At 70.2% G+C, this 21,379-nt stretch carries 20 protein-coding genes, 1 tRNA gene and 1 riboswitch; of the genes, 6 read left to right on the top strand and 15 right to left on the bottom strand.

The window, feature by feature from the left end:
- Positions 1-8: 8 nt before the first annotated feature.
- The 9 genes from JJ691_RS29605 to cobM form a co-directional block, all read right to left on the bottom strand.
- A complete protein-coding gene (locus JJ691_RS29605; RefSeq protein WP_211771792.1) occupies positions 9-830 on the bottom strand; it encodes an SAM-dependent methyltransferase in 822 nt (273 codons plus the stop codon).
- 7 nt (positions 831-837) lie between these two features.
- The gene (locus tag JJ691_RS29600; RefSeq protein ID WP_211762889.1) at positions 838-1,647 is read right to left on the bottom strand and encodes an SAM-dependent methyltransferase; all 810 of its coding nucleotides are present in this window, start codon (positions 1,645-1,647) and stop codon (positions 838-840) included.
- A 91-nt stretch (positions 1,648-1,738) separates the two neighbouring features.
- Complete coding sequence (locus tag JJ691_RS29595; RefSeq protein ID WP_211762888.1) at positions 1,739-2,812, bottom strand: hypothetical protein; 1,074 nt, start codon at positions 2,810-2,812, stop codon at positions 1,739-1,741.
- Between the two features lie 4 nt (positions 2,813-2,816).
- Positions 2,817-4,511 carry a CbiX/SirB N-terminal domain-containing protein gene (locus JJ691_RS53195; protein WP_211762887.1) on the bottom strand — a complete coding sequence of 565 codons (1,695 nt, stop codon included), beginning with the start codon at positions 4,509-4,511 and terminating at the stop codon, positions 2,817-2,819.
- A complete protein-coding gene (gene cbiQ / locus JJ691_RS29585; RefSeq protein ID WP_249227089.1) occupies positions 4,508-5,284 on the bottom strand; it encodes a cobalt ECF transporter T component CbiQ in 777 nt (258 codons plus the stop codon). Before cbiQ ends, JJ691_RS53195 begins: the two co-directional genes overlap by 4 nt.
- Positions 5,285-5,357: 73 nt before the next feature.
- Complete coding sequence (locus tag JJ691_RS29580; protein WP_211762886.1) at positions 5,358-6,020, bottom strand: energy-coupling factor ABC transporter permease; 663 nt, start codon at positions 6,018-6,020, stop codon at positions 5,358-5,360.
- Positions 6,007-6,789 (bottom strand): uroporphyrinogen-III C-methyltransferase, encoded by a 783-nt coding sequence (gene cobA, locus JJ691_RS29575; RefSeq protein ID WP_211762885.1) that lies wholly within the window; start codon positions 6,787-6,789, stop codon positions 6,007-6,009. Before cobA ends, JJ691_RS29580 begins: the two co-directional genes overlap by 14 nt.
- Positions 6,786-7,556: a precorrin-3B C(17)-methyltransferase gene (cobJ, locus tag JJ691_RS29570; protein WP_211762884.1), complete on the bottom strand. Its 771-nt coding sequence runs from the start codon at positions 7,554-7,556 to the stop codon at positions 6,786-6,788. Before cobJ ends, cobA begins: the two co-directional genes overlap by 4 nt.
- Complete coding sequence (gene cobM / locus JJ691_RS29565; protein ID WP_211762883.1) at positions 7,553-8,389, bottom strand: precorrin-4 C(11)-methyltransferase; 837 nt, start codon at positions 8,387-8,389, stop codon at positions 7,553-7,555. Before cobM ends, cobJ begins: the two co-directional genes overlap by 4 nt.
- A gap of 53 nt (positions 8,390-8,442) precedes the next feature.
- A riboswitch (cobalamin riboswitch) is annotated at positions 8,443-8,615 on the bottom strand.
- Positions 8,616-8,694: 79 nt separating this feature from the next.
- On the opposite strand from cobM, the gene JJ691_RS29560 reads away from it, so the two are divergent.
- Entirely contained in the window at positions 8,695-9,231 is a 537-nt protein-coding gene (locus tag JJ691_RS29560) for a precorrin-8X methylmutase (protein WP_249227088.1), read from the top strand.
- 80 nt (positions 9,232-9,311) lie between these two features.
- Complete coding sequence (locus tag JJ691_RS29555) at positions 9,312-10,061, top strand: sugar isomerase domain-containing protein (RefSeq protein WP_211762881.1); 750 nt, start codon at positions 9,312-9,314, stop codon at positions 10,059-10,061.
- A gap of 227 nt (positions 10,062-10,288) precedes the next feature.
- Here the strand turns inward: JJ691_RS29555 and JJ691_RS29550 are convergent, their stop codons facing one another.
- Positions 10,289-11,281, bottom strand: a complete 993-nt coding sequence (locus JJ691_RS29550) for a helix-turn-helix transcriptional regulator (protein ID WP_211762880.1) — start codon at positions 11,279-11,281, stop codon at positions 10,289-10,291.
- Positions 11,282-11,296: 15 nt separating this feature from the next.
- Positions 11,297-12,391, bottom strand: a complete 1,095-nt coding sequence (locus JJ691_RS29545) for a DNA glycosylase AlkZ-like family protein (RefSeq protein ID WP_211762879.1) — start codon at positions 12,389-12,391, stop codon at positions 11,297-11,299.
- Positions 12,392-12,637: 246 nt separating this feature from the next.
- Here JJ691_RS29545 and JJ691_RS29540 point away from each other — a divergent pair, with 246 nt between their 5' ends.
- On the top strand, positions 12,638-13,246 hold the full coding sequence (locus JJ691_RS29540) for a class I SAM-dependent methyltransferase (protein WP_211762878.1): 609 nt from the start codon (positions 12,638-12,640) through the stop codon (positions 13,244-13,246).
- Here the strand turns inward: JJ691_RS29540 and JJ691_RS29535 are convergent.
- Together JJ691_RS29535 and JJ691_RS29530 are read right to left on the bottom strand one after the other, a co-directional pair.
- On the bottom strand, positions 13,167-13,964 hold the full coding sequence (locus tag JJ691_RS29535) for an MgtC/SapB family protein (protein WP_211762877.1): 798 nt from the start codon (positions 13,962-13,964) through the stop codon (positions 13,167-13,169). The genes JJ691_RS29540 and JJ691_RS29535 overlap by 80 nt on opposite strands.
- A gap of 3 nt (positions 13,965-13,967) precedes the next feature.
- Positions 13,968-14,924: a TrmH family RNA methyltransferase gene (locus JJ691_RS29530; RefSeq protein ID WP_211762876.1), complete on the bottom strand. Its 957-nt coding sequence runs from the start codon at positions 14,922-14,924 to the stop codon at positions 13,968-13,970.
- Positions 14,925-15,007: 83 nt separating this feature from the next.
- On the opposite strand from JJ691_RS29530, the gene JJ691_RS29525 reads away from it, so the two are divergent.
- Entirely contained in the window at positions 15,008-16,219 is a 1,212-nt protein-coding gene (locus JJ691_RS29525) for an alpha-hydroxy acid oxidase (RefSeq protein WP_211762875.1), read from the top strand.
- Between the two features lie 398 nt (positions 16,220-16,617).
- Here JJ691_RS29525 and JJ691_RS29520 read toward each other — a convergent pair.
- Both JJ691_RS29520 and JJ691_RS29515 read right to left on the bottom strand, forming a co-directional pair.
- A tRNA-Arg gene (locus JJ691_RS29520) sits at positions 16,618-16,690 on the bottom strand.
- Between the two features lie 147 nt (positions 16,691-16,837).
- Positions 16,838-17,920, bottom strand: coding sequence for a LacI family DNA-binding transcriptional regulator (locus JJ691_RS29515; RefSeq protein ID WP_211762874.1), 1,083 nt, complete (start codon positions 17,918-17,920; stop codon positions 16,838-16,840).
- Positions 17,921-18,015: 95 nt separating this feature from the next.
- Here JJ691_RS29515 and JJ691_RS29510 point away from each other — a divergent pair, with 95 nt between their 5' ends.
- Positions 18,016-19,218, top strand: a complete 1,203-nt coding sequence (locus JJ691_RS29510) for an MFS transporter (protein ID WP_211762873.1) — start codon at positions 18,016-18,018, stop codon at positions 19,216-19,218.
- Positions 19,219-19,308: 90 nt separating this feature from the next.
- The gene (locus tag JJ691_RS29505) at positions 19,309-21,282 is read left to right on the top strand and encodes a cytochrome c oxidase assembly protein (protein ID WP_211771790.1); all 1,974 of its coding nucleotides are present in this window, start codon (positions 19,309-19,311) and stop codon (positions 21,280-21,282) included.
- The last annotated feature ends 97 nt before the right edge of the window (positions 21,283-21,379 follow it).

Here is a 21,379-nt window from a genome sequence, read left to right as displayed (position 1 = left end):
GGCATCGGCTAGGGCTTCGCTGCCACCACTCCGTAGACGAGCGACCTCTCCGGGTGACGGCCGATGTCGGCGGTGGAGTCGGGCCGCCACAGCGGCAGGTGCACGACGCCGGGCGGCACCGGCTCGAAGCCGGCCAGGATGCGCAGCAGGTCGTCGGCCCCGCGCAGGTTGAGCGGCTCCACGGCCTCGTGCACGATCTCGCCGACGGCCTCCGCGTCGGCCAGCAGTTCGCCGTGGGCGCCGGTGAAGCTCGGGTGGGACACCGCCACGTAGCTGCCGGGGGCCAGCGCGTCGCGGTAGCGGCCCATCAGTCGAGCCGGGTCGGCGCTGTCCGGGACGTAGTGCATCATCATCAGCGTCAGCACGGCCACCGGCTGGTCGAAGTCGATCAGCGACCGGACCGCGGGCGCGTTCAGCACCTGGTCGGGCGAGCGGAAGTCGGCCAGCACCGCGGCGGCCAGCTTGTTGTCCTTGAGCACGGGCTCCGCGTAGGCGACGGCGATCGGGTCGTTGTCCACGTACACCACGCGGCATTCCGGGTCGAGGCCCTGCGCGAGCTGGTGCACGTTGCCCACCGACGGAATGCCGGCGCCGATGTCGAGGAACTGGGTGACGCCCTGGCCGACCAGGAAGGACACCACCCGGCGCAGGAAGCTCCGGTTCAGCCGGACGGTCTCCTTGACCTGCGGCATCCGGGCGACGAGCCGTTTGGCCATCTCCCGGTCGGCCGCGGTGTTGCAGCCGCCGCCGAGCAGGTAGTCGTACATCCGGGCGGCGTTGGGCCGGTTGAGGTCGATCTGCTTGGGCGCCCAGCCCGGTCTGTCCAACATCGGCACGTCAGCGCTGCTTCCTCGCCACCACACCGTAGATGGCGGCCTCCTCGGGATGATCGGCGTCCTCGGGGGACTCCGGACGCCAGCGTGGCACATGCACGATGCCGGGCTCCAGTGGGTCGAAACCGTCGATCAGGCGGGCGATGTCGGCCTGGCCGCGCAGCGTGATCGGAGTCCGGTTGGCCGCGTACAGGTCGTACACGGTGAGGATGTGGTCGGACACGGCCTCGTGGGTGGAGTGCGATAGCGCCACGTAGCTGCCCTCCGGCAACGCCTCCCGGTACACCGACATCAGCTCCGCGGGGTCGTCCTCGTCCGGGACATGGTGCAGCAGCGCGAACAGCAGCAGGCCGACCGGACGGTCGAAGTCGATCAGGTGCTGCACCTCGGGCGAGGACAGCACAGCGCCCGGGCGGCGGAAGTCCTCGTGCACTACGGCGGCGAACTCGTTGTCCTGCAACAAGAGTTCACTGTGGAACACGGCAGCCGGCTCGCGGTCGACGTAGACCACGCGACACCGCGGATCCCGCCCCTGGGCCACCTCGTGCACGTTGCCGGCGGTCGGGATGCCGGAGCCGATGTCGATGAACTGGTGGACACCCAGGTCGACCAGCAGGCGCACGGCGCGGCGCAGGAACGCCCGGTTGGCCCGGGTCAGGTACTCCACCTCGGGCATCACCCTGATGATCTCGCGCGCCAGCTCCCGGTCGGCGGCCGAGTTGGTGGCCCCGCCGAGCAGATAGTCGTAGATCCGCGCGGCGTTGGGCCTGTCGAGATCGATGTAGGTGTGAGCCCAGCTCGTGTGGTCAAGCACGGCGCACCTCGTGGGTCCGGTGCTGCGAACGGCGCGCACCCTGGTGTCTCGGTGGTAGCCCTCGGGAGTGTAGTGATCGGGGCTGTGACGTCTAGCTACCTTGAGGTAAATCCCTGCCCGCTGAGGCAGACCCGCTTCGCTGAGTTGCTGTTACAGCGTCCGATCGGGTGATGTTGGGCGCACGAAGCACCGTGAACAGGATGCCGACCGCGACACCGGCTGTGATCGACACCAACGCGCGGTCCACATCGACCGGCAGCGCCACGACACTGGTGGAGCTCCACCAGACCGGCAGGTCCTGAAGCAGGGCGACGGCGCCCAGGCCGACCGCGGCCAGCGCGGCGAACCACCGCCCGGTTCCCCGGCCGGCGGCCAGCAGGACCACCGCGGCCGCCCCGATCAGCCAGGCCAGCACGATCGGCAGGTACTCGTGCTGCACAACAGTCCACGGATCTTCTGCCTGACGACCAAGAATTGTCGCAATTCCGTTGGTGGCGCTCGCCGCGACCAGCACGGCCGTCGCGGCCGCCAGCGGACGTTGGTCGCGGGCCAGTCCCAGCAACGCCGCCGCGATCGCCAACGAGACCGTGACCAGGATCCATGGCAGCGGCGACGGCCCCGGAACCCAGCGCAGCTCGCCGCGGGCCTGATAGGTCGTGCCGTTCGAGACCAGGTCCACCTGCCAGGCCCGGATCAGCTGCTCGTGGTCCGGATCGGCGAGAACCTGCGACGGAAGTGTTGCGTCACCCCAGTGCGCGTAGTGATCGTGCCACTGCACCACCGGCTCGGTGGAGATGCGTTGCCACTGCGGGGCCTTCGCCGCGTCGTCGGACGACTTCGCCGGATCCTCGCTGATGTCGCCGGCCGGCGTCGCCTCCGCCGGCAGCGCCGCGTTCACCGCCGCGCCGTCCGGGCCGATCTGGTAGCGCTGCGCGCCGTCCGGGTCGAGCACGACGACATCCGTTCGAGTGGAATTGCGCAGCCACAGGGCTTCGCCGTTCTGCAACACCCGGAAGTCGACTCCGGGCGGCAGGGTGGAGGCGATCAGCGCGCTGCGCAGATCGCCGACGCGGTCCGGCGGGGTGTGCGCGTCGGCGTCGTGCGCCGACGCCGGCGCGGCCAGCGCCAGCAGCAGCACGGTGACCAGGACGAGCTGGCGGGCCACTTCGTCAGCCTCCCAACGGGTTGAAGCCGGCGGGCAGCTCCAGCCGGTGCGCGCTCATGAAGCCCGCGTCGGACAGGATCTCCCGGATCGGGCCGTCCGCGACGACCTGGCCGTGGTCGAGCACCACGGCCCGCTGACACAGCTCCAGCGCGTACGGCAGGTCGTGGGTGACCAACAACGTGGTCATGCCGAGCCTTTTGACCAGGTCCGCGAACTCGCGGCGGGCCGCCGGGTCCAAATTGGACGAAGGCTCGTCGAGCACCAGGACCTCCGGGTGCATGGCCAGCACCGTGGCCACGGCGGCCCGGCGACGCTGGCCCAGCGAGAGCCGGTGCGGCGGGCGGTCGGCCAGCTCGGCAAGGCCCACATAGGACAGTGCCTCGGTGACGCGGTCGGCCAGTTCCTCGCCCTTGAGGCCCAGATGGGCCGGGCCGAACGCGACGTCGCGGCCGACGGTCGGGGTGAACAGCTGGTCGTCGGGATCCTGGAAGACGACGCCGACCTTGCGGCGGACCTCCTTGAGGGTCTTCGGCCCGACCGGGGTGCCGCTGATCAGGACCTCGCCGGCGTTGGGCGCGAGCACACCGTTCAGCTGCAACACGAGGCTCGTCTTGCCGGCGCCGTTCGGGCCGAGCAGCGCGACCCGCTCGCCGCGGCCGATGGTGAGGTCCACAGTGGACAGGGCGGAGGTGCCGTCGGGGTAGTCGAAGCTGACGCCGCGCATCTCGATCGCCGGCTGGTCGTCGGGGGCCGTCGCCGAGGGCATGAACCGGCCCCGGCGCACCTCGACCGTCGGCGCGGGGGCGGGCGTGCGGATCGCCCGGCGGGCCTTCCGCTTGCCCCGGGCCGGCTCGTCGCCATGCGGGGTAAGGGAAATCGGCAGGCCGACCTTGTCCTCGTAACCGGGCAGCTGGACCCGGTACGTGCACAGGTCGCAGTTCATCCGGACGTCGCCGTGCAGCGCCTCGCGGTAGCGCTCGAGAACGATCCGGGCCAGGCGTGGGTCGGGGCCGAGATGCGGCCCACCGCGCACGGTGATCTCCGGGTGCTGCGCGGCCCATTCGCCGGCCTGCTGGTGGATTCGAGGCACCAACAGACCCGTGAACAGGAAGAACGGGCTGACCACGATCGTGGTCGCGCCCAGCAGCCGGCAGCGTTCCATCGCCTCGCCGACGTTCGGGCGGGCCACCGAGACGAAGCCCGGCTCGATCGTGCCGAGGCCGCGCTTGTCGGCCAGCAGGCGGCCGACCTTCCACAGATCCGAGCACGCGTCCGGGTCGGAGGAGCCGCGGCCGATCAGCGCCACGCCCAGCTTCTCCGGGTCCGCGTCGCCGGCCGCGTCACGGATGCGTTCCTCGGCGATCGCCAGGATCGTCGGCTCGATGCCGAGATCCCGGGCAAGTCTGAAGTGGACGGTCGGATGCCGGAGGCGGGCACGGGCCATCGCCGCCGGTCCGTCGTTCTTGAGGTGACCGGCCGCCAACAGCACCAGCGGCACCACCACGACCTCGTGCGCGCCGTCCGCGACCAGGCGGTCGATCGCCTCGTCCACGCCCGGTTCGGCCAGTTCCACGAAGCCGCAGCCGATCTGGAGCTCCGGCGCGCTGCGCTTCACGGCCTCCGCGAGCGCCCAGTACTCGTCGACGCCGTCCGCGTCGCGGCTGCCGTGGCCCAGCAGCACCATTGCCGGCGCGGTCATGCCGTCGCCCACGCGGTCGCGGTCAGCGCGGCGAAAACCGCCGGTGGGGCGAAAGCAGCCAGCCAAGCCGCTCTGGTCGCCGGCTGCCCGGTCAACGTCGTCGGCAGCGATCCCTCGTAACCGCGCGACGCCATGGCCAGATAGACCCGCTCGCCGCGTTCGAAGGCCCGGACGAACAACGCTCCGACACACATCGCCGTGTCCCTCGCCTGCCACAGCCAGCGCGGATCCCCGCCACGGCAGGCGCGGGCGGTGCGCAGGCGGTTGAGCTCGGAGTTGAGCACCTCGACGTACCGGATCATGAACGACGCCACCGCCGTGAAGATCCTCGGCACCCGGAGCCGCTCCAGGCCGGTGATCACCTCCGGCAGTGGGGTCGTGGCCGCCAGCACCCCGGTGGCCAGCAGGCCGAAACTCGCCTTCAACACGATCGAGGCCCCCGACTCGAGGCCGGCGATCGACAGCGGGACACCCAGGACATGGACTTCCGGGCCGGTAGCGAGAAACGGCAGCACCACCACGAAGAACACGAACGGGATCTCCACCACCAGCCGCCGCAGCAATGTCGTCGCCGGGATCTGCGCGGTATACGCGGCGGCCGCCAGCACCAGGCCGTACCCGAGATACGGCCAGAAGATGTCGCGCGGCGTGCAGGCCACCAACAGGATGCACAGCGCCGTCGCCGCCACCTTGCACTGCGGGGCCGCTCGGTGCAGCGGCGTGTCCGCCGGGATCAGCAGGTCCGCGCCTGGATTGTGGGCGGCTCCGCTCACTGCGACACCTCGCTAGCGCTCGGTGTCCGCGTTCGCGGACGCTCTGCGTTGAATGACTCGCTCGCAAGCTCGCTCATGCGCTCGCCCGGGTCAGATGCCGGCCCACCCGGACCAGGTCCGGCCGCAGACGCAGCAGCGCCGCCACGATGAGCCCCGTCACCAGGCCCTCGAACACCGCGATCACCGAGTAGGTGCCGATCGTCGTCACCGCCACCGTGCCGGCCGGCACTGACGTGGCACCGCCCATCGCGTATTCCAGGCTGTAGAGCACCGATCCCGCCACCACCGACACGAAACCCGCCACCCCACAGCTGACAGCTACCCAGGTTTTGGTGCGGGGCAGGAGTTTGCGCAGACCGAGGATCAGCGGATAGCCGACGACCGCCGGGATCAAGGCCATGTTGACCGCGTTCACCCCCAGCGCCGTCACACCCCCGTCACCCGCGAACAGCGCTTGCACCGCCAGGACTACCGAGATCACCACCGGTCCCAGCCAGGGGCCCAGCAGCGCCACCGCCAGCGTGCCGCCCAGCAGATGGCCGCCCGTGCCCACCCCGATCGGGAAGATCGGCGCCTCCAACACCAGGAAGAAGGCGGCAGCCAGCCCAGCCAGCGGGATGTCCCGGTCCCGCAGCGACGGTCCCAGGTTCCGGGAGCACACCGCCAGCCCGGCAACGGCCACCACCCCGCCCGCGATGGAAACCGGCGCGTTCACGAAGCCGTCAGGAATGTGCATGGGATCCCTCCACCGGTCCGTTCGCTCCGCTGTTGGCCGCCTGCGCGCCCGCGACCCCACTGCCCAGCAGGTCGAGGGACGCGACCTCGCCGATCACGAAGGTGACCGGCGGCCGCAGGCGGGTATTCGGCAGCGACGCCAGCGTGCCGAGCTCGGTCCGTTGGTGCGGACGGCTGGCGGCGCTGATCGCGGCGACCGGGGTGTCGGGCGGCAGGCCGCCGGCCATCAGCTTGGCGGCGATGTCCCGCAATGCGGACCGGCCGGTGAGCACGACGACGGTGCCGCCGACCCGGGCGACGGCGTCCCAGTCGATGTGCTGGTGGTACTCGGGGTCGTCGTTGCCGGCGACAACGGTCAGCGTGGTGGCGATCTGACGGACCATCACCGGGATGCCGGCGAGCGCCGGGGCGGCGAGCGCGGCGGAGACGCCGGGCACGACGTCGAACGGCACGCCGGCGGCCGCGAGTGCGACGGCCTCCTCACCGCCGCGGGAGACCACGAACGCGTCGCCGGCCTTCAACCGGACCACGTTCCGGCCGGCCCGCCCGAGTTCGACGAGAAGCTGGTTCACGTCGGCCTGCGGCCACGCCGGTCGACTTCCCGCCTTTCCGACGCAATGCGCGATTTCGGTGGAATCCGCGATCGCGACGATGTCGGCCATCGACGGGCGGTCGTAGACGACGACTTCGGCGGACTTGAGCAGTTCGACCGCGCGGCAGGTGAGCAGACCGGGATCACCGGGGCCGGCGCCCACCAGGTGCACGGTCACCCAGCATCCTGTTCGACCGCGTCCCGCTCGGCCGCGGACCGCGGCGTCACCAGCCAGTCGCCGAACCGCCGGGTGGTCGACGACCCGACCAGCACAGTGGTGGTCATGCCGACCTTGTCGCAGTCCAGGTCGGCGAGCGTGGTCAGCTCGACGCGCTGCCCGTCCCGGGCGATGTCGGCGACGAGGGCGACCGGCGTGGCCGGTGCGCGGCGTTCGAGCAGGACCTGGCGGGCCCGGTCGAGCTGCCAAGGGCGGCCCTTGGACCGGGGGTTGTAGAGCGCGATGGCCAGGTCGGCGTCGGCGACGGCCCGGAGCCGGCGCTCCACTTCCTCCCACGGAGTCAGCAGGTCGGACAGCGTCAGGCAGGCGAAGTCGTGCGCGAGCGGAGCGCCGACGAGCGCCGAGGCGGCGAGCGCCGCGGTGACGCCGGGCAGCACGCGAACCTCTGGGCGGACGGTTTCCTCGATTTCGTACGCATTGCTCAACGCCAACGTCGCCATGCCGTACACACCGGCGTCGCCCGACGACACGAGCACGACCCGCCGGCCGCCGGCGGCATCGTCGACGGCCTGCTCGGCGCGCAACTTCTCCTCGGTCATCCGACCGCGGACGACGACCTGGTCGGGCCGGAGGAGGTCGTCGCACGCATCTATATAGGCGGAGTAGCCGTAGACGGCCTCAGCATCGGCGATCGCCTCGGTCGCGGCCGGCGTGCGGTGTCGTGCGTCGCCGGGGCCGAGACCGACGATGGTGAGCACACCGGTCATGGCAGCCTCCGCTTCTCCACCGGAATCGGCCGGCCCTCCGTGGTGCCCTCGGCCGACCGCCGTCGGCAGCCGTGTGAGTAGGCCGGGTCGTACAACTTGGTGCGCTGAACCTCGCGGTCGTCGCGGAGAGCTTCGCCGACGAGCACCAGCGCGGCCGTCCGGATGCCGGATGCGCGTAGTTCGGCGGCGAGGTCGCCGACAGTCGTGCTGACGATCCGCTCGTCCGGCCAGGTCGCCTTCGCGACGACGACCGCCGGGGTGTCGGGGGAGTAGCCGTCGCCGTCGGCGAGCAGCTCGGCCTGCAACTGCTCGGGGCGCTGGGTCGAGAGGTAGACGGCCATCGTCGTGCGATGGGACGCGAACGAGGCGACCGTTTCGCCGTCCGGCATCGACGCGGCCGTCCGACCGCCGGCGAGGCGTGTTAACACGATTGACTGCGCAACCGTCGGTGAAGTCAGTTCACAACCAACCGCCGCCGCGGCGGCGCCGAGTGAGCCGACACCCGGCACGATCTCGTACGGCCGGCCGGTCCGCCGACACCATTCGATCTGCTCGCCGATCGCGCCGTACACGGTCGGATCGCCGGAATGCAGCCGGACGACGGCCGCCTCCGGGTGGTCGGCGTAGACCTTGAGCACGTCCTCCAGCGTCATGCCGGCGGAGTCGTGCCGCTCGGCCGCGGGATTCGCGTGCTCCAGCACCTCGGCCGGCACCAGCGACGACGCCCACACCACGATGTCGGCCCTGGCCAGCCGGTCGGCGCCGCGGAAGGTCATCAGGTCGGCGGCGCCGGGACCGGCGCCGACAAAAGAGATCAGCCCGGGTGTGATCACCGCGGGGACCGCCCGGGGCGCAGCCCGATGCCAGCCATCACATCCTCCGTGCGACGCGTGTCGGTCGCGTGGCCGGTCTCCTGGCTCCCGGATCGCCGCCGTCGCCGCGCCTTCCCAGGCGCTCGCGCCCAGTGGCTGTAGCTCTGCGGGACAACTCCCCGGTCACAGTGGCGGGACCGCGCCGGATTCGCACCGGCTTCCCGTAACCACGCTCGCGGAGCAGGTTAACTGACGCGTCGGCGTGCCGACACCGCCGACTACGGTGTGAAACGACCCAGCAGAGGGGAAGCCCGGACGTGCCGCGAGTGCCTCATCCGATCGAGTCGGAGTCGTACGAAATCCTCCGCCGACGTGTCGACACCACGGGCCTGGGGCCGCTGTCCCGGGCTGTGGTCGAACGGCTCGTGCACACCACGGCCGACCCGACCTGGGCTGGTGATCTGCTGGTCGACGAGCAGGCGCTGGCCGCGGGCCGGCAGGCGCTCGTCGACGGCGCGCCGGTGATCGCCGATGTCCGGATGGTGGCCGTCGGCATCACCAGCCGACCCGCGGCAGTCGTCGCGGAGACGGCCGGCGGAATTGCGGAGTTCGTGCGAAAAGCACCAGTCGGTGCGGTGTGGGCGGTCGGCCAGGACGTGTCGATCGTCACCGAACTCGTCGCGCGCTGCCGTTCGGGCGAGATCCGGCCGGCGTTGGTCATCGCGCTGCCGGCCGGGTTCGTCGGGGCCGTCGAGGCCAAGCGGGCGGTCCGTGAGTCGGAGGTGCCCGCGCTGACCAATCGGGGTGAACGTGGCGGCGCGGCACTGGCGACCGCCGCCGTCAACGCGCTGTTGTACCTCTGATGCAGTCGTGCCCCAGCCTCGGTTTGCCGTTAACGTGATGGTGGCTGATATGGAAAGTCGCTAACGAGGGAGTGTGGCGGATGTCGATCGGCCAGGACGAGTTCGTCGCGGCGGCCAAGGACCTGATCGACCAGCTGGTCACCACCCAGCGCGACGCGATCGCGGCGGCCGCCGTCTTAGTGGCCGACTGCGTGCTCGCCGACGGCGTGGTCCAGGCGTTCGGCACCGGCCACTCGCAGGGCCTGGTGATGGAGATCGCCGGCCGGGCCGGCGGCCTGATCCCGACCAACCGGCTGGCCTTGCGCGACGTCGTCACCTACGGCGGCGACCCGGCCGACTCGCTCGGTCCGCACACCGAACGCGAGCCGGCGATCGCGCACCGCGTGTACGACCTCGCTGCGCCGGGCGAGAACGACCTGTTCGTCATCGCGTCCAATTCCGGCGGAAACGGCTCGACCGTCGAAATGGCCTCTCTCGTCAAGGAGCGGGGCCACCGGCTGATCGCCTTCACGTCGCTGGCCCACGCCACCGCGGTCGAGTCACGGCATCCGTCTGGCAATCACCTGCACGACTATGCCGACGTTGTCATCGACAACTGCGGGCCGATGGGCGACACCCTGCTCCCCATGCCCGGCGGCGGACAGGCGTGTGCGATCTCGTCGATCACCGCCGCGTTCGCCGCCCAGATGATGCTGGCCGACGCCTGCGCCCGCCTGCTCTCGGCCGGCACCAAGCCGCCGGTGTACCTGTCCGCGAACGTCCCGGGCGGTGACGACCACAACAAGGCCCTTGAGGCGCACTACTCCGGCCGGATCCGCCGCGATCCCTAGCGTCCGGCGGCCGTGGCGGTTCGTTCATCACCTGTGGCGTTCGGCCGCTCCATCGTGAGCCGAAGCCTCGCCGTTCCGGGAGCTTCCGCATCGAGTCGCAGCCTCACGCTTCGGTGCTTCTGCTGGGAGCTTGGCTGGAAACGGATTAGGTATTCGCTTACTGGGTGGACCCCGATGCGGGTCGAGGCTTCTGCCGGGTGGGAGATCTGCCGAGGCCCAGGAGGCGGTTACTCCGGCTGGTCCGGTCGTGCGCCGTAGATCCAGGCCAGTTTGCCGACGCTGGTGGCGACCATCTCTCGAAGTTCGCCGGGATCGAGAACCTCGACTTCGGCGCCGAAGCGGAGGAATTCGCCGTGGGCGTGGCGGACGGTCTCGATGGGGACGACCGCCTCGACCCAGCCGGCGGGATCCGGTTCGGACAGGGTGGCGGTGACGAGGTCGGCGACCTGGCGGCCGAGGAAGTACGGCAGCATGCGCACACCATCGGGTGACAGGCGCACGCGGGCGCGCTGGCCGCGCATCCGCACCTCGAACTGGCCGGCCCAGTCCTGCCAGTAGTCGGCGAGGTCGAAGTCGGCGGGCCGGTCGAAACGCTCGTCGAGGGTCTGCACGGCGAGCACCTTCGACACCCGGAAGGTGCGCAGGTCGTCGCCGGCCAGAGCGACGAGGTACCAGGTGCCGGCCTTGAGCACGACGCCGAGCGGGGCGAGGCGGCAGGTGACCTCGCGGGGTGTCTTCCAGCGGCGGTAGCGGATCTCGACCAGACGCTCGTTCCAGACGGAATCGGCGATTTCGGCGAGAAAGGGGACTTCGTCGGCGTCGCGGAGCCAGCCGGGCGCGTCGAGGTGGAACCGCTCGCGGATGCGGCTGGCCCGCGCCCGCAGGTCGGGCGGCAGGGCGGCGAGCATCTTCAGCTCGGCGGTCGCCACCACCGTGCCGAGCCCCAGCTCGGCGGCGGGCCCGGGCATACCGGCCAGGAACAGGGAGTCGGCCTCGTCGGTGGTGAGCCCGGTCAGCCGGGTCCGGTAACCGTCGAGCAGCTGGTAACCGCCGGTCGGCCCGCGGTCGGCGTACACGGGCACGCCGGCGACGGACAGGGACTCGATGTCGCGGTAGACGGTTCGGACGGAAACCTCGAGTTCGTCGGCGAGCTCCTGCGCGGTCATCCGGCCCCTGGTCTGCAACAGCAGCAGAGTGGACAGCAACCGGCTCGCGCGCATACCCCGCATTGTGGGTCAGGCGTAGCGGACGACCACCGCCGGCACTCCGCGGACCTCGGCGATCCGCTCGGCCTCGGCCTGCACGTCATCGCGCATCGACGGATCCATCTCGGTGTCGAACAGGGTGACGGTGACCTCCAGGCTCTTGCGGCCGGCCAGCCTCGCCCGCCACATTCCGCCGATCTGACCGTCGACCAGCAGCGCACCGGGATTGCGGAGGATGGTCCACAGCGCCTTCTGCTCCGCCTTGTCCGGCACAAGCAGGTCGTGGTCGCGGGCCTGGAGGAACGGGTCCATCGCCGGCAGCAGGCGAACGAGCTCAACTCGGTCGCAATCGAGAAGTTCGTCGACATTGGTCTTCGGCAACCACGCGCGTCGACCGTCGACGGTCACCTCGGCGAGGTCGTCGGGCCAGATCTCGCGCACGTTGGCCGTCGACGTGTCGAGCCACTTCGCCACCTCGGCGGGCGTCGCCGGCCCGAGGAAGCGGAGGTAGCGGTGCACCAGCCCGTGCGGATTGGTGGATTTCGTCGGAATCGAACCGCGCTTGGGCAGCGGCTCCAGCAGCAAACCGTTCTCGCCGGTGCGCAACCGCAGGCCACCGGGCAGCGCGGCGAGTCGGAACGGCTGCTCATATATATGTGTCGATTTGCACGCCGGGCAGGCCTTGAGCATGCCGGGCGGCATCAGCTTGGTGACCTCGGCACTGGCCGCGCCCTTGGTCATCGGCTTGGTGACGACCTCGCGCATCGATTCGGCGATCAGCCGGTACGTCTCCGTCGCGGTCAGTCCGTCGGTCACTGTCCGGGACTTCTGCCACATCAGCCGGGCCCGCGCGTCGGTGTCGCTCCACGGCCACAGTTCGCCGGCCAGGCGGCGCAGTTCGCCAGGGCGGTGGTGGTACGGCGCGCCGCGGAGCGTCCATCCCAGCTCGTACCCGTCGAGACTGACCGGCCCGGTGGTGCGGGCGGCCAGTGCCAGCTGGGCGGAGCCCATCTGGGTGTCCTGAAGGCCGATGTCCAGCACGTCCGGCTGTTCGCTGTCGCGGAGCAGACCGTGCTGGCGGACGCGGTACCACAGGACCTGGTCGCGGCTGACGTTCGTGGTCACGGCGTCATCATCGCCCGAAAGACTGCCATCTGCTGTCAGGATCGGCGCGTCATCCCGAGCCTAGGTGCCTCGGCCGGGCCGTCGATGACCAACGGTGTGCGCGACAACAATCGGCCGGATCAATTCTCAAGGTCTCGAATCTGCCGACAACGACCGAGCGCGCCGGAAAACACCAGGTAATTTGCCGAAAACGACACCGTCCGCTCCATTCACGAGGTGGAGCGCCGTCTTGGCTACCATCGTCGCGTGACCGAGCAGCACCAGCACTACTTCACCGCCGACCCGAACGCGGTCAGCGACCCGCGGCTGCTCACCGTCGAGCTGTCCGACCTCACGCTGAAGCTGACCACCGACGCCGGGGTGTTCTCGCCAAAACAGCTCGACCCGGGCACCAGGGTGCTGCTGGAGAACGCCCCTGCGCCGACGGTCGACGGCGACCTGCTGGACGTCGGCTGCGGCTACGGCCCGATCGCGCTGACGCTGGCCAAGCGCTACCCGGGCCGCCGAATCACCGGCGTCGATGTGAACACGCGGTCACTGGAACTGGCCCGCGCCAACGCGAAGGCGGCCGGCGTCGACGCGATCACGTGCCTGCTGCCCGAGGAAGTGCCGGCGGATGCGCGGTTCGCGGCGATCTACTCGAACCCGCCGATCCGCATCGGCAAGCAGGCGCTGCACGAGCTGCTGCTGCACTGGCTCGACCGGTTGCTGCCGGGTGGCGTCGCGTATCTGGTGGTGCAGAAGAACCTCGGCTCCGACTCCCTGGCCAGGTGGCTCACCGACCAGGGCCACGCCACCGAACGCATCGCCACCGACAAGGGCTACCGCGTGCTCGCCACGCAGCCCCGGGCCTGATCATTCCTCGGTGTCGGCCTCGCCCGGTGTCGACCGCCAACACCCCAGGGTGATCGGACAGACCAGTCAGCAAGGTGGCCAGCTGGCGCGGGCCGGTGAGCCGCAGCCGCAGGTCGATGACGTTGGTCGCCTCGGTCCGGTTGGTCGAGGCATGCTCGACGACGTACCCGGACGTCGTGACGAGCTCAAGAATGTCGCGCAGGGCGCCCTCGCCGTCGCGGTAGCTGGTGCGCACCACCGTGGTCGTCGGCCGGGACCGGGTGAGCAGCCGGACCAGCGGCGGATATCCGTACACCACAAGGAAGTGCGCCGCGGTGACGAACACGGCGAGCAGTGGCAGACCGGCCGCGCAGGCGCAGCCGACGGCGACACTCACCCACACCACGGCGGCCGTGGTCAGCCCGCGCACGATGTTCTGCCGGACGAAGATCAGGCCGCCGCCGATGAAGCCGACGCCGGACACGATCTGGGCCGCGACCCGGGACGGGTCCAGCACTGCCCGGCCCTCGACGAGCACATCGGTGAAACCGTATTTGCTGATCAGCAGGAACAGCGCGGCGCCCAGTCCGACCAGTGTCAGCGTGCGCAGTCCGGCGCTCTTCTGCTTGAGTTCCCGTTCCAGTCCGATAAGTGAGCACAACACAAGAGCGGTGGTCAGCTCGGTGATCTGGGTCCAGCCCTGACCGGTCGGTTCACCGAAGGACACCAGCTCGTTCATCGCTCACTCGTCTCGTCGGAGATTCTCCCGCATACGGCGGAGAAAGCCCTGGAACTGCGCCCGCTCCGCCGCCGTGAAACCGGTCAGTGCCCGTTCCACCGCATCCTCTCCCACGTACCCGGAATCCCGCAGGTCGGAAACAGTCGCGGTGAGTTCGGCGACGGTGACGCCGAGTGAGGCCAGCGCCATTCGGGCGCGCAGTTCATACAGACTGATGCCGGTGGCGACACCGACGTTGAGCGACTCGACCTCGCCCGACATTGGAATCCGGACCACGTGGTCGGCCAGATCCAACACCTCGTCGGCGACGCCGTCGGTCTCGTTGCCGACGACCAGGGCGACGGGCCGCCCGCTCAGCGGCACCGATCCCTGGAGCGTGCGAGCACGGCCCGAGGTGGCGACGACCTCGAAGCCACGTTCGCGCAGGTCGCGCACCGCTTCGACCGGTGTTTCGTACCGGCGGAGGCGGGCCCGGAGCACCGCTGCTCGGGAGGCGTCCAACACCCGGCGGCTGGTCAGATCCGTTTCTGGATCGGTGCAGACGATATCGGCGACGCCGAGGCCGACGGCCGTGCGCACGATCGTGCCCAGATTGCCGGGATCAAGCACGTTGTCCAGCACGACGGCGAAATCCCCATACGGCTGATCGTCGTCGGTGGCCGCCAGCTCGGCGACCGCCAGCCAGGACACCGACCGGTTCAGCCGCACCGCCTGCCGCAGCACCGACTCCTTCGCCACCATCACCGGCACCCGCGCCCCGGCCAGCAGCGACGCCACCGGATCGGAGGCACCCTCGGCGGCGAGCGCGAACCGTAGCGTCGCGCCAGCTTCTACCGCCTGGGTGATGAGCGCGGCCCCTTCCAACAGACAGCCGCCGGCTTCGGCCCGGCCCGTGCGGCTGGCGAGGGCCCGGACCTGCTGCAGGTGGTCGTCCTTGAGCGACGTGATGACTGCTGGCACGCTGACGACGGTATCTGCCGCACCGGTCGCGCCCACGCTGTGCCCAGACAGCGAGGTGTGACCAGACAGTGAGGAAGGTGGACGTGACCGAACGCCGCTTGCCGCGTCCCAGCGAGCTGGCGCAGTTGCTCCGGCCGAAGCCGTTCGTGTTCGATCCGACGGAGCGCCGGCTCGCGTCCGCGCACACGATCGCAGACCTGCGCACCATCGCCCGTCTGCGCACGCCGCGAGCAGTGTTCGACTACACCGACGGCGCCGCTGAGCTGGAAGACAGTCTCCGCCGTGCGCGCACGGCGTTCCGACGCGTCGAGTTCCGGCCGAATGTGCTGCGCGGTGTCGCCGACCCGGACACCAGCGTCGAGGTGCTGGGCAAGCGCAGCGCACTGCCGTTCGCGTTCGCGCCCACAGGGTTCACGCGGATGATGAACCACGAGGGGGAGCGAGCAGTCGCCAAGGTCGCGCAGCGCGTCGGCATTCCGTACGCACTGTCCACAATGGGCACCACTTCCATCGAGGACGTCGCGGCGGTCGCCCCCGACGCGCGCAAGTGGTTCCAGCTATACGTGTGGCGTGACAAGGGCGCGGGCCGTGAGTTGCTGGAGCGCGCACGGGCCGCCGGCTACGACACGGTTATGCTCACAGTCGACACGCCCGTCGGCGGCGCGCGCATGCGGGACGTGCGCAACGGCCTCACCATCCCACCCGCACTGACGCTGCGCACCTTCGTCGACGGCGCGCTGCACCCCGCGTGGTGGTTCAACCTGCTCACGACCGAGCCACTGACCTTTGCCTCGCTCACCGAGTGGGGCGGCACGGTCGAGGACCTCATCAACTCGATGTTCGACCCGACGCTGAACTTCGACGATCTGGACTGGGTCCGCGAGATGTGGCCCGGCAAGCTTGTCGTCAAGGGCATCCAGAACGTCGATGACGCCCGCGACGTCGTCAAACACGGCGCCGACGCCGTGCTGCTGTCCAACCACGGCGGCCGGCAGCTCGACCGCGCGCCGACGCCGCTGGAGCTGCTGCCGCAGGTCGTCGACCAGGTCAAGGACGACGCCGAGGTCTGGCTGGACACCGGCATCCTGTCCGGCGCCGACATCGTGGCCGCGATGGCCATGGGCGCCGACCTGTGCCTGATCGGCCGCGCCTACCTGTACGGGCTGATGGCCGGCGGCGAGCGCGGCGTGCTGCGCACCGTCGAAATCCTGCGCAAGGAGATCGTGCGGACGATGCAACTGCTCGGCGTGCGGGCGATCGCCGACCTGCGGCCCAGTCACGCCCGGCTGCGCTGACGCCGCTCGTGCCCGAAAGGACACCCGACAGAGCGGTGTCTCACCAGCGCCGCGCCGAGTCGATCCGACGGATGGTCGATACCGGCAACGGCGAACAGTGGTGTGTTCGGCACCGTTTGCCGTAACGGCTGCTCGGTTTCTTCGGACAGTGCCGGCATCGGCACCGTACGTATTGGCGGATAGCTCTTCCGTGACTTCCGCGGCGACGCTTCGGCGAATGTTTTCCCAATCTGTCGCCGAATGTGGTTGTCGACCGCCTTGTCGGTAACTCCATGGTGTGCGCACCTGGGGCGCCGGCGGTCAGGGCTCGACCTGTGGGCGGCGCACACCCGCCTCCAGATTAGAGAGACGGGCGTCACACGGTCGCCGCCGGCTCGCCACGGCCGGCTGGAAATGGGTGCCCCCGGCAGGACTCGAACCTGCGACCAAGTGATTAGAAGTCACTCGCTCTGTCCGCTGAGCTACGGAGGCTTGGGGCATGTCGGCGCACGCCCCGTGAGGTACATCGCTTCAAGCCCGCCAGTCGTTTCCGGTTGACCCTCATTCGGATGATCACGATATGGACAACCACCGTGGGTGCCGATTTCTGCACTCGGCGTTGTCAATCCGCGTTCGGGTTCACCGGATCGGGGCGGCGCTCGATGCGCGCACCACGAGTTCCACGTCGAGGCGTACGGGTCTGCTCGGTCTGCCGCCGTCCAGCAGGGTCAGGGCCAGTTCGCCGGCCAGCCGACCCTTCTCGACCAGCGGTTGTCTGACCGTGGTCAGCGGCGGGTCCGCGACGCCGGCGGCGGGCGTGTCGTCGAATCCGACGACCGACACGTCCGCCGGCACCGACAGGCCGGCGTCACGAGCCGCCTGGAGCGCGCCCAACGCCAGTTCGTCGGACATGCAGAGCAGCGCCGTCGGCTGCGGAGTCTGCTGTAACAACCAGCGCGCGGCGGTTCGGCCGTGCTCGCGTCCGCTGGTCACGGCCTCCCAGACCGGCACTGTCTCGGTGGCGATGCCGACCGCCGTCAGCGCGTCGACATATCCGCTCATGCGTTCGCGTGTCACGCGATACGGCGACCCGGTGCGGCGCTCCGGTTCGGCCGGGCCGGAGCGGCCGTCCGGATGAAGGGTGAGTGAGATCACGCCGAAGTCGCGGTGTCCGAGCTCGGTGAGGTAGCGGCCGACCGCCTGTGTTCCGCCGAAATCGTCGAGTTCGACCCGCGCCGTGCCACCGCTCGCCGGCTGGTCCACGACCACCATCGGCAGTCGGCGCTGGCGCACCGCGGTCAGTGCCGGGGCGTTGTCCGGCAGTGAGTACGCCACGGCCACGTCGGCCTGTGCGCGGGCGATGCTTTCCGGCCGTGGTCCGCCGGTCTCGTCGCCGGGCAACAGCACCAGGGCGTGGTCGCGGCCGTCGACCGTGGCGGCCAGCGCGTCGAGCATGATCGTCAGCGCTGGATCGGAGAAGGCGCTGGACAGACCCGAGGGCAGCATGAACGCGACCGCGGCCGACTTCCGCGTCGCCAGGCTGCGGGCGACCGGGTCTGGGCCGAGGTAGCCGAGCCTGTCGGCGACCTCGAGGATCCGTGTGCGCAGGCCGGCGGAGAGCTGGTTGGGCCGGTTGTAGGCGTTGGACACCGTCGCCCGCGAGACCCCGACGGCACGGGCGACCGTGTCGAGGGTCGGTCGGCGGCTCTGCTCGGTGTCCACGGGGAAGAGCGTAGTTGGCGCAGAGGGGCGACCTTGCGCACTAGACTGTACTGAAGCGCTTCAGTACAGTCACGTTCCAGTCGAAGGGGGTATGGATGCTGGCCAAGAGCACCGCTGTGTTCATCGTGTTCGTGCTCAACGGAGTGGTGTTCGGCTCCTGGGCCGCCCGCGTGCCGGCGCTCGCCGCGCAGGTCGGTGCCACTCCCGCCGGGCTCGGGCTGTCGCTGTTCGGCGTGAGCGTCGGGCTCTTCCTCGCCGCGCCCGTCGCGGGCCGGCTCTGCGCCGCCTTCGGCTCGCGCGCCGTCATGGTGCTCGCCGCCGCCGGTGGCTTCGTCGTGTTGCCGTTGCTCGGTCTCACGACGTCGCCGCTGCAACTCGGCCTCGTGCTGTTCGTCCTCGGGCTCACGATCGGCTCGCTCGACGTCTCTATGAACATCGCCGCCGTCACTGTTATCCGGCTGCTCGACCGGCCCCTCATGCCCGTGTTCCACGCCGGCTTCAGCTTCGGCGGTCTCGTCGGATCGGTGGGAGCCGCGTTCGCCGCCGGGCTGCAATGGAGTCCGTTACGGCAGTTCTTGATCCTCGCCGTGATCGGCGTCGTCGCCGTCGCGCTCATCGTCACCTCGCTACCGGCGGAGGCGGGCGAGCGGTCCCGGGCCCGATCGGGTGACGTCGTGGTCGCCGGCCCGTCGCCCGTCCGCCGCCCTCTGCTCTGGCTGCTGGCCCTGATCGCCCTGTTCTCCGCCGTCGCCGAGGGGGCCTCGGCCGACTGGACCGCGCTGTTCCTCGCCCAAGACCGCGGCGTGTCCGACTCCCTCGCCGCCGCCGGCTACTCGGTCTACTCCGTCGCGATGGCGCTGACCCGGTTGTCCGGAGAGCGGGTGGAACGGAGGTGGGGCCCGTACCGAATGCTCGTTTTCGGCGCATCGCTCGCCGCCGTCGGACTTCTCGCCGCCGTCACGATCCACGTTCCCGCCGTCGCGTATGTCGGCTTCGCGTTCGCCGGAGTCGGGCTCGCGTACTCCTTCCCCGTCACCATGAGCCTGGCCGGCGCCGCCGGCCGCCGCGCCGACGGCACCGGCGGCGAGCGCGAGATCGGCTTCGTCAGCACCATCGCCTACACCGGCTTCCTCGGCGGCCCGCCGCTGCTCGGCCAACTCGCCCAGTGGGGCGGCCTCGGCTTCACGCTCGGTACCGCCGCCGTCGTCGCGGCGCTCATCGTGCCCGCTGTCGTATTGGTGATTCGCGCCCGTCGTCGGGAATGCGCACCAGCAGCGGTCGGTGCGCCGACGGTGTGAGCTGCGTCGCGGCCTACCCTCAACTACGTGGCCGAAGACGTCGTGACAGCCGAGCCCACACCCGGCGCGCAGGTTCGCCGACCCGCCGGCATGCTCCCGTTGCTGTTGATCAGTACCGTCATCGCCGCCCTGGTCGCGGCCGTGCTGACACTGTTCTCCGGCAGCGAGCTGCTGTACACGAACCTGGGACTGCCCGATCCCGGCGCGATCACCCGCTACGGCATCACCGTGGTCCGGGTCCTGACCGAGGCCGCCTCGACCGTCTGCGTCGGAGCCCTGCTGTTCGCCGCCTTCCTCGTGGCTCCGCGACGTTCCGGGCGGCTCGCCGTCGACGGCTACGCCGCCCTGCGCACCGCCGGCTGGGCCGCGGTCGCCTGGTGCGTCGGCGCCCTGCTCGAGGTGCCTTTCACCCTCGCCGACGCCGAGGGCAAGCCCATCAGCTTCATGCTCAACCCCAGCGTGCTCATCAGCAGCGTCGGCATCGTCGAGCAGTCCGAGGCGTGGGTCATCACCGCCGTCATCGTTTTTCTGCTGGCTGTCGGCTGCTTCTTCGCGCTGTCCTGGGGATGGACCGCCACCCTGTTCTTCCTCGCTCTGGTCGGGCTCGTGCCCGTTGCCGCGAGCGGCCACTCGTCCGCCGGTGGCTCCCACGACCTGGCCACCAACAGCCTGCTGTACCACCTCATCGCCGCCGCCATCTGGGTCGGCGGCCTCATCGCGCTGCTGGCCCACGCCCGCCGCCGCGGCGCCGACCTGGGGCTTGCGACCAGTCGCTTCTCCAAAGTCGCCCTGGTCTGCTGGATCGTGATGGCCGCCTCCGGTGTCATCAACGCCCTCGTCCGGCTGCCCCTCGGCGACCTGTTCAGCACCTCCTACGGTCTGCTCGTCCTCGCCAAGATCGCCCTGCTCGCCGTGCTCGGCGTCGTCGGCTACTTCCAGCGGGAACGCGGCGTGAAGGCCGTGCTCGCGAGCGGCTCCGGTGGCTCCCTGATCCGGCTCGCCGCGGTCGAGGTGCTGATCATGTTCGTCACCCTCGGCGTCGCCTCCGCGCTGGCCCGGACCCCTCCGCCCCAGGACGTCTATTCCGCCGTCAGCGACGTCGAACGGCTCATCGGTTACCCGCTCGACGGGCCGCCCACGGTGTTGCGCCTGCTCTTCGACTGGCGCTTCGACCTCGTCTACGGCACCGCCGCCATCCTCGGCATCGTCCTCTACCTGCTCGGCGTCCGGCGACTTCGGCTGCGGGGGGATCGGTGGCCCGTCGGCCGCACCGTCGCCTGGGTCGGCGGCTGCGCCGCCATCCTGCTCGCGACGTCCTCCGGCATCGGTCGCTACGCCACCGCGATGTTCAGCGTGCACATGGGCGGGCACATGATGCTCAACATGCTCGCCCCGCCGCTGCTCGCGCTCGGTGGACCCGTCACCCTCGCGCTTCGCGCGCTGCCCACCGCCGGCAAGGACCGTGCCCCTGGACCTCGCGAATGGCTGCTTGCCGCCGTCCACTCGCCCGTCGCCCGCGTCCTCACGCACCCCGTCGTCGCCCTCGTTCTGTTCGTGGGCTCCTTCTACGGCCTCTACTTCTCCGGCCTGTTCGACGCCGCGTTGAACTACCACTGGGCGCATCTGGTGATGAACGCCCACTTCATCCTGGTCGGCTACCTGTTCTACTGGCCCGTCATCGGCGTCGACCCCGCCCCGCGCCGGCTACCTCCCCTTGGCCGACTCGGCATGGTGTTCGCCTCCATGCCGTTCCACGCGTTCTTCGGCGTCATCCTGATGAGCATGCAGACCGTGATCGGCCAGAACTTCTACCGGTCGCTCGCCCTGCCCTGGGTCACCAACGAGCTCTCCGACCAACACCTCGGCGGCGGCATCGCCTGGGCCGCAGGCGAACTGCCCCTGCTCATCGTGATGCTCGCCCTGCTCGCACAGTGGGCCCGCACCGACGAACGCGCCGCCCGGCGGGCCGACCGCCGCGCCGACACTGACGGCGACGCCGACCTCAACGCCTACAACGCCATGCTCGAACAAATGAGTCAGCGCGGCGGTCCCCAACCGAAGTAGCCGCCGCTGAGCACCACTCATATCGACTGTGGACAATCCACGCAGCTGACGCTGCCACCATCGGCCCGCTCAACCAGCGGTCCCCGGTCGATCCCGG

It is taken from the genome of Kutzneria sp. CA-103260 (assembly GCF_018263855.1).
Classification (GTDB): Bacteria; Actinomycetota; Actinomycetes; order Mycobacteriales; family Pseudonocardiaceae; genus Kutzneria.
Note: the sequence above shows the minus strand (reverse complement) of the source record. Positions and strands in the feature narration are given on the sequence as shown.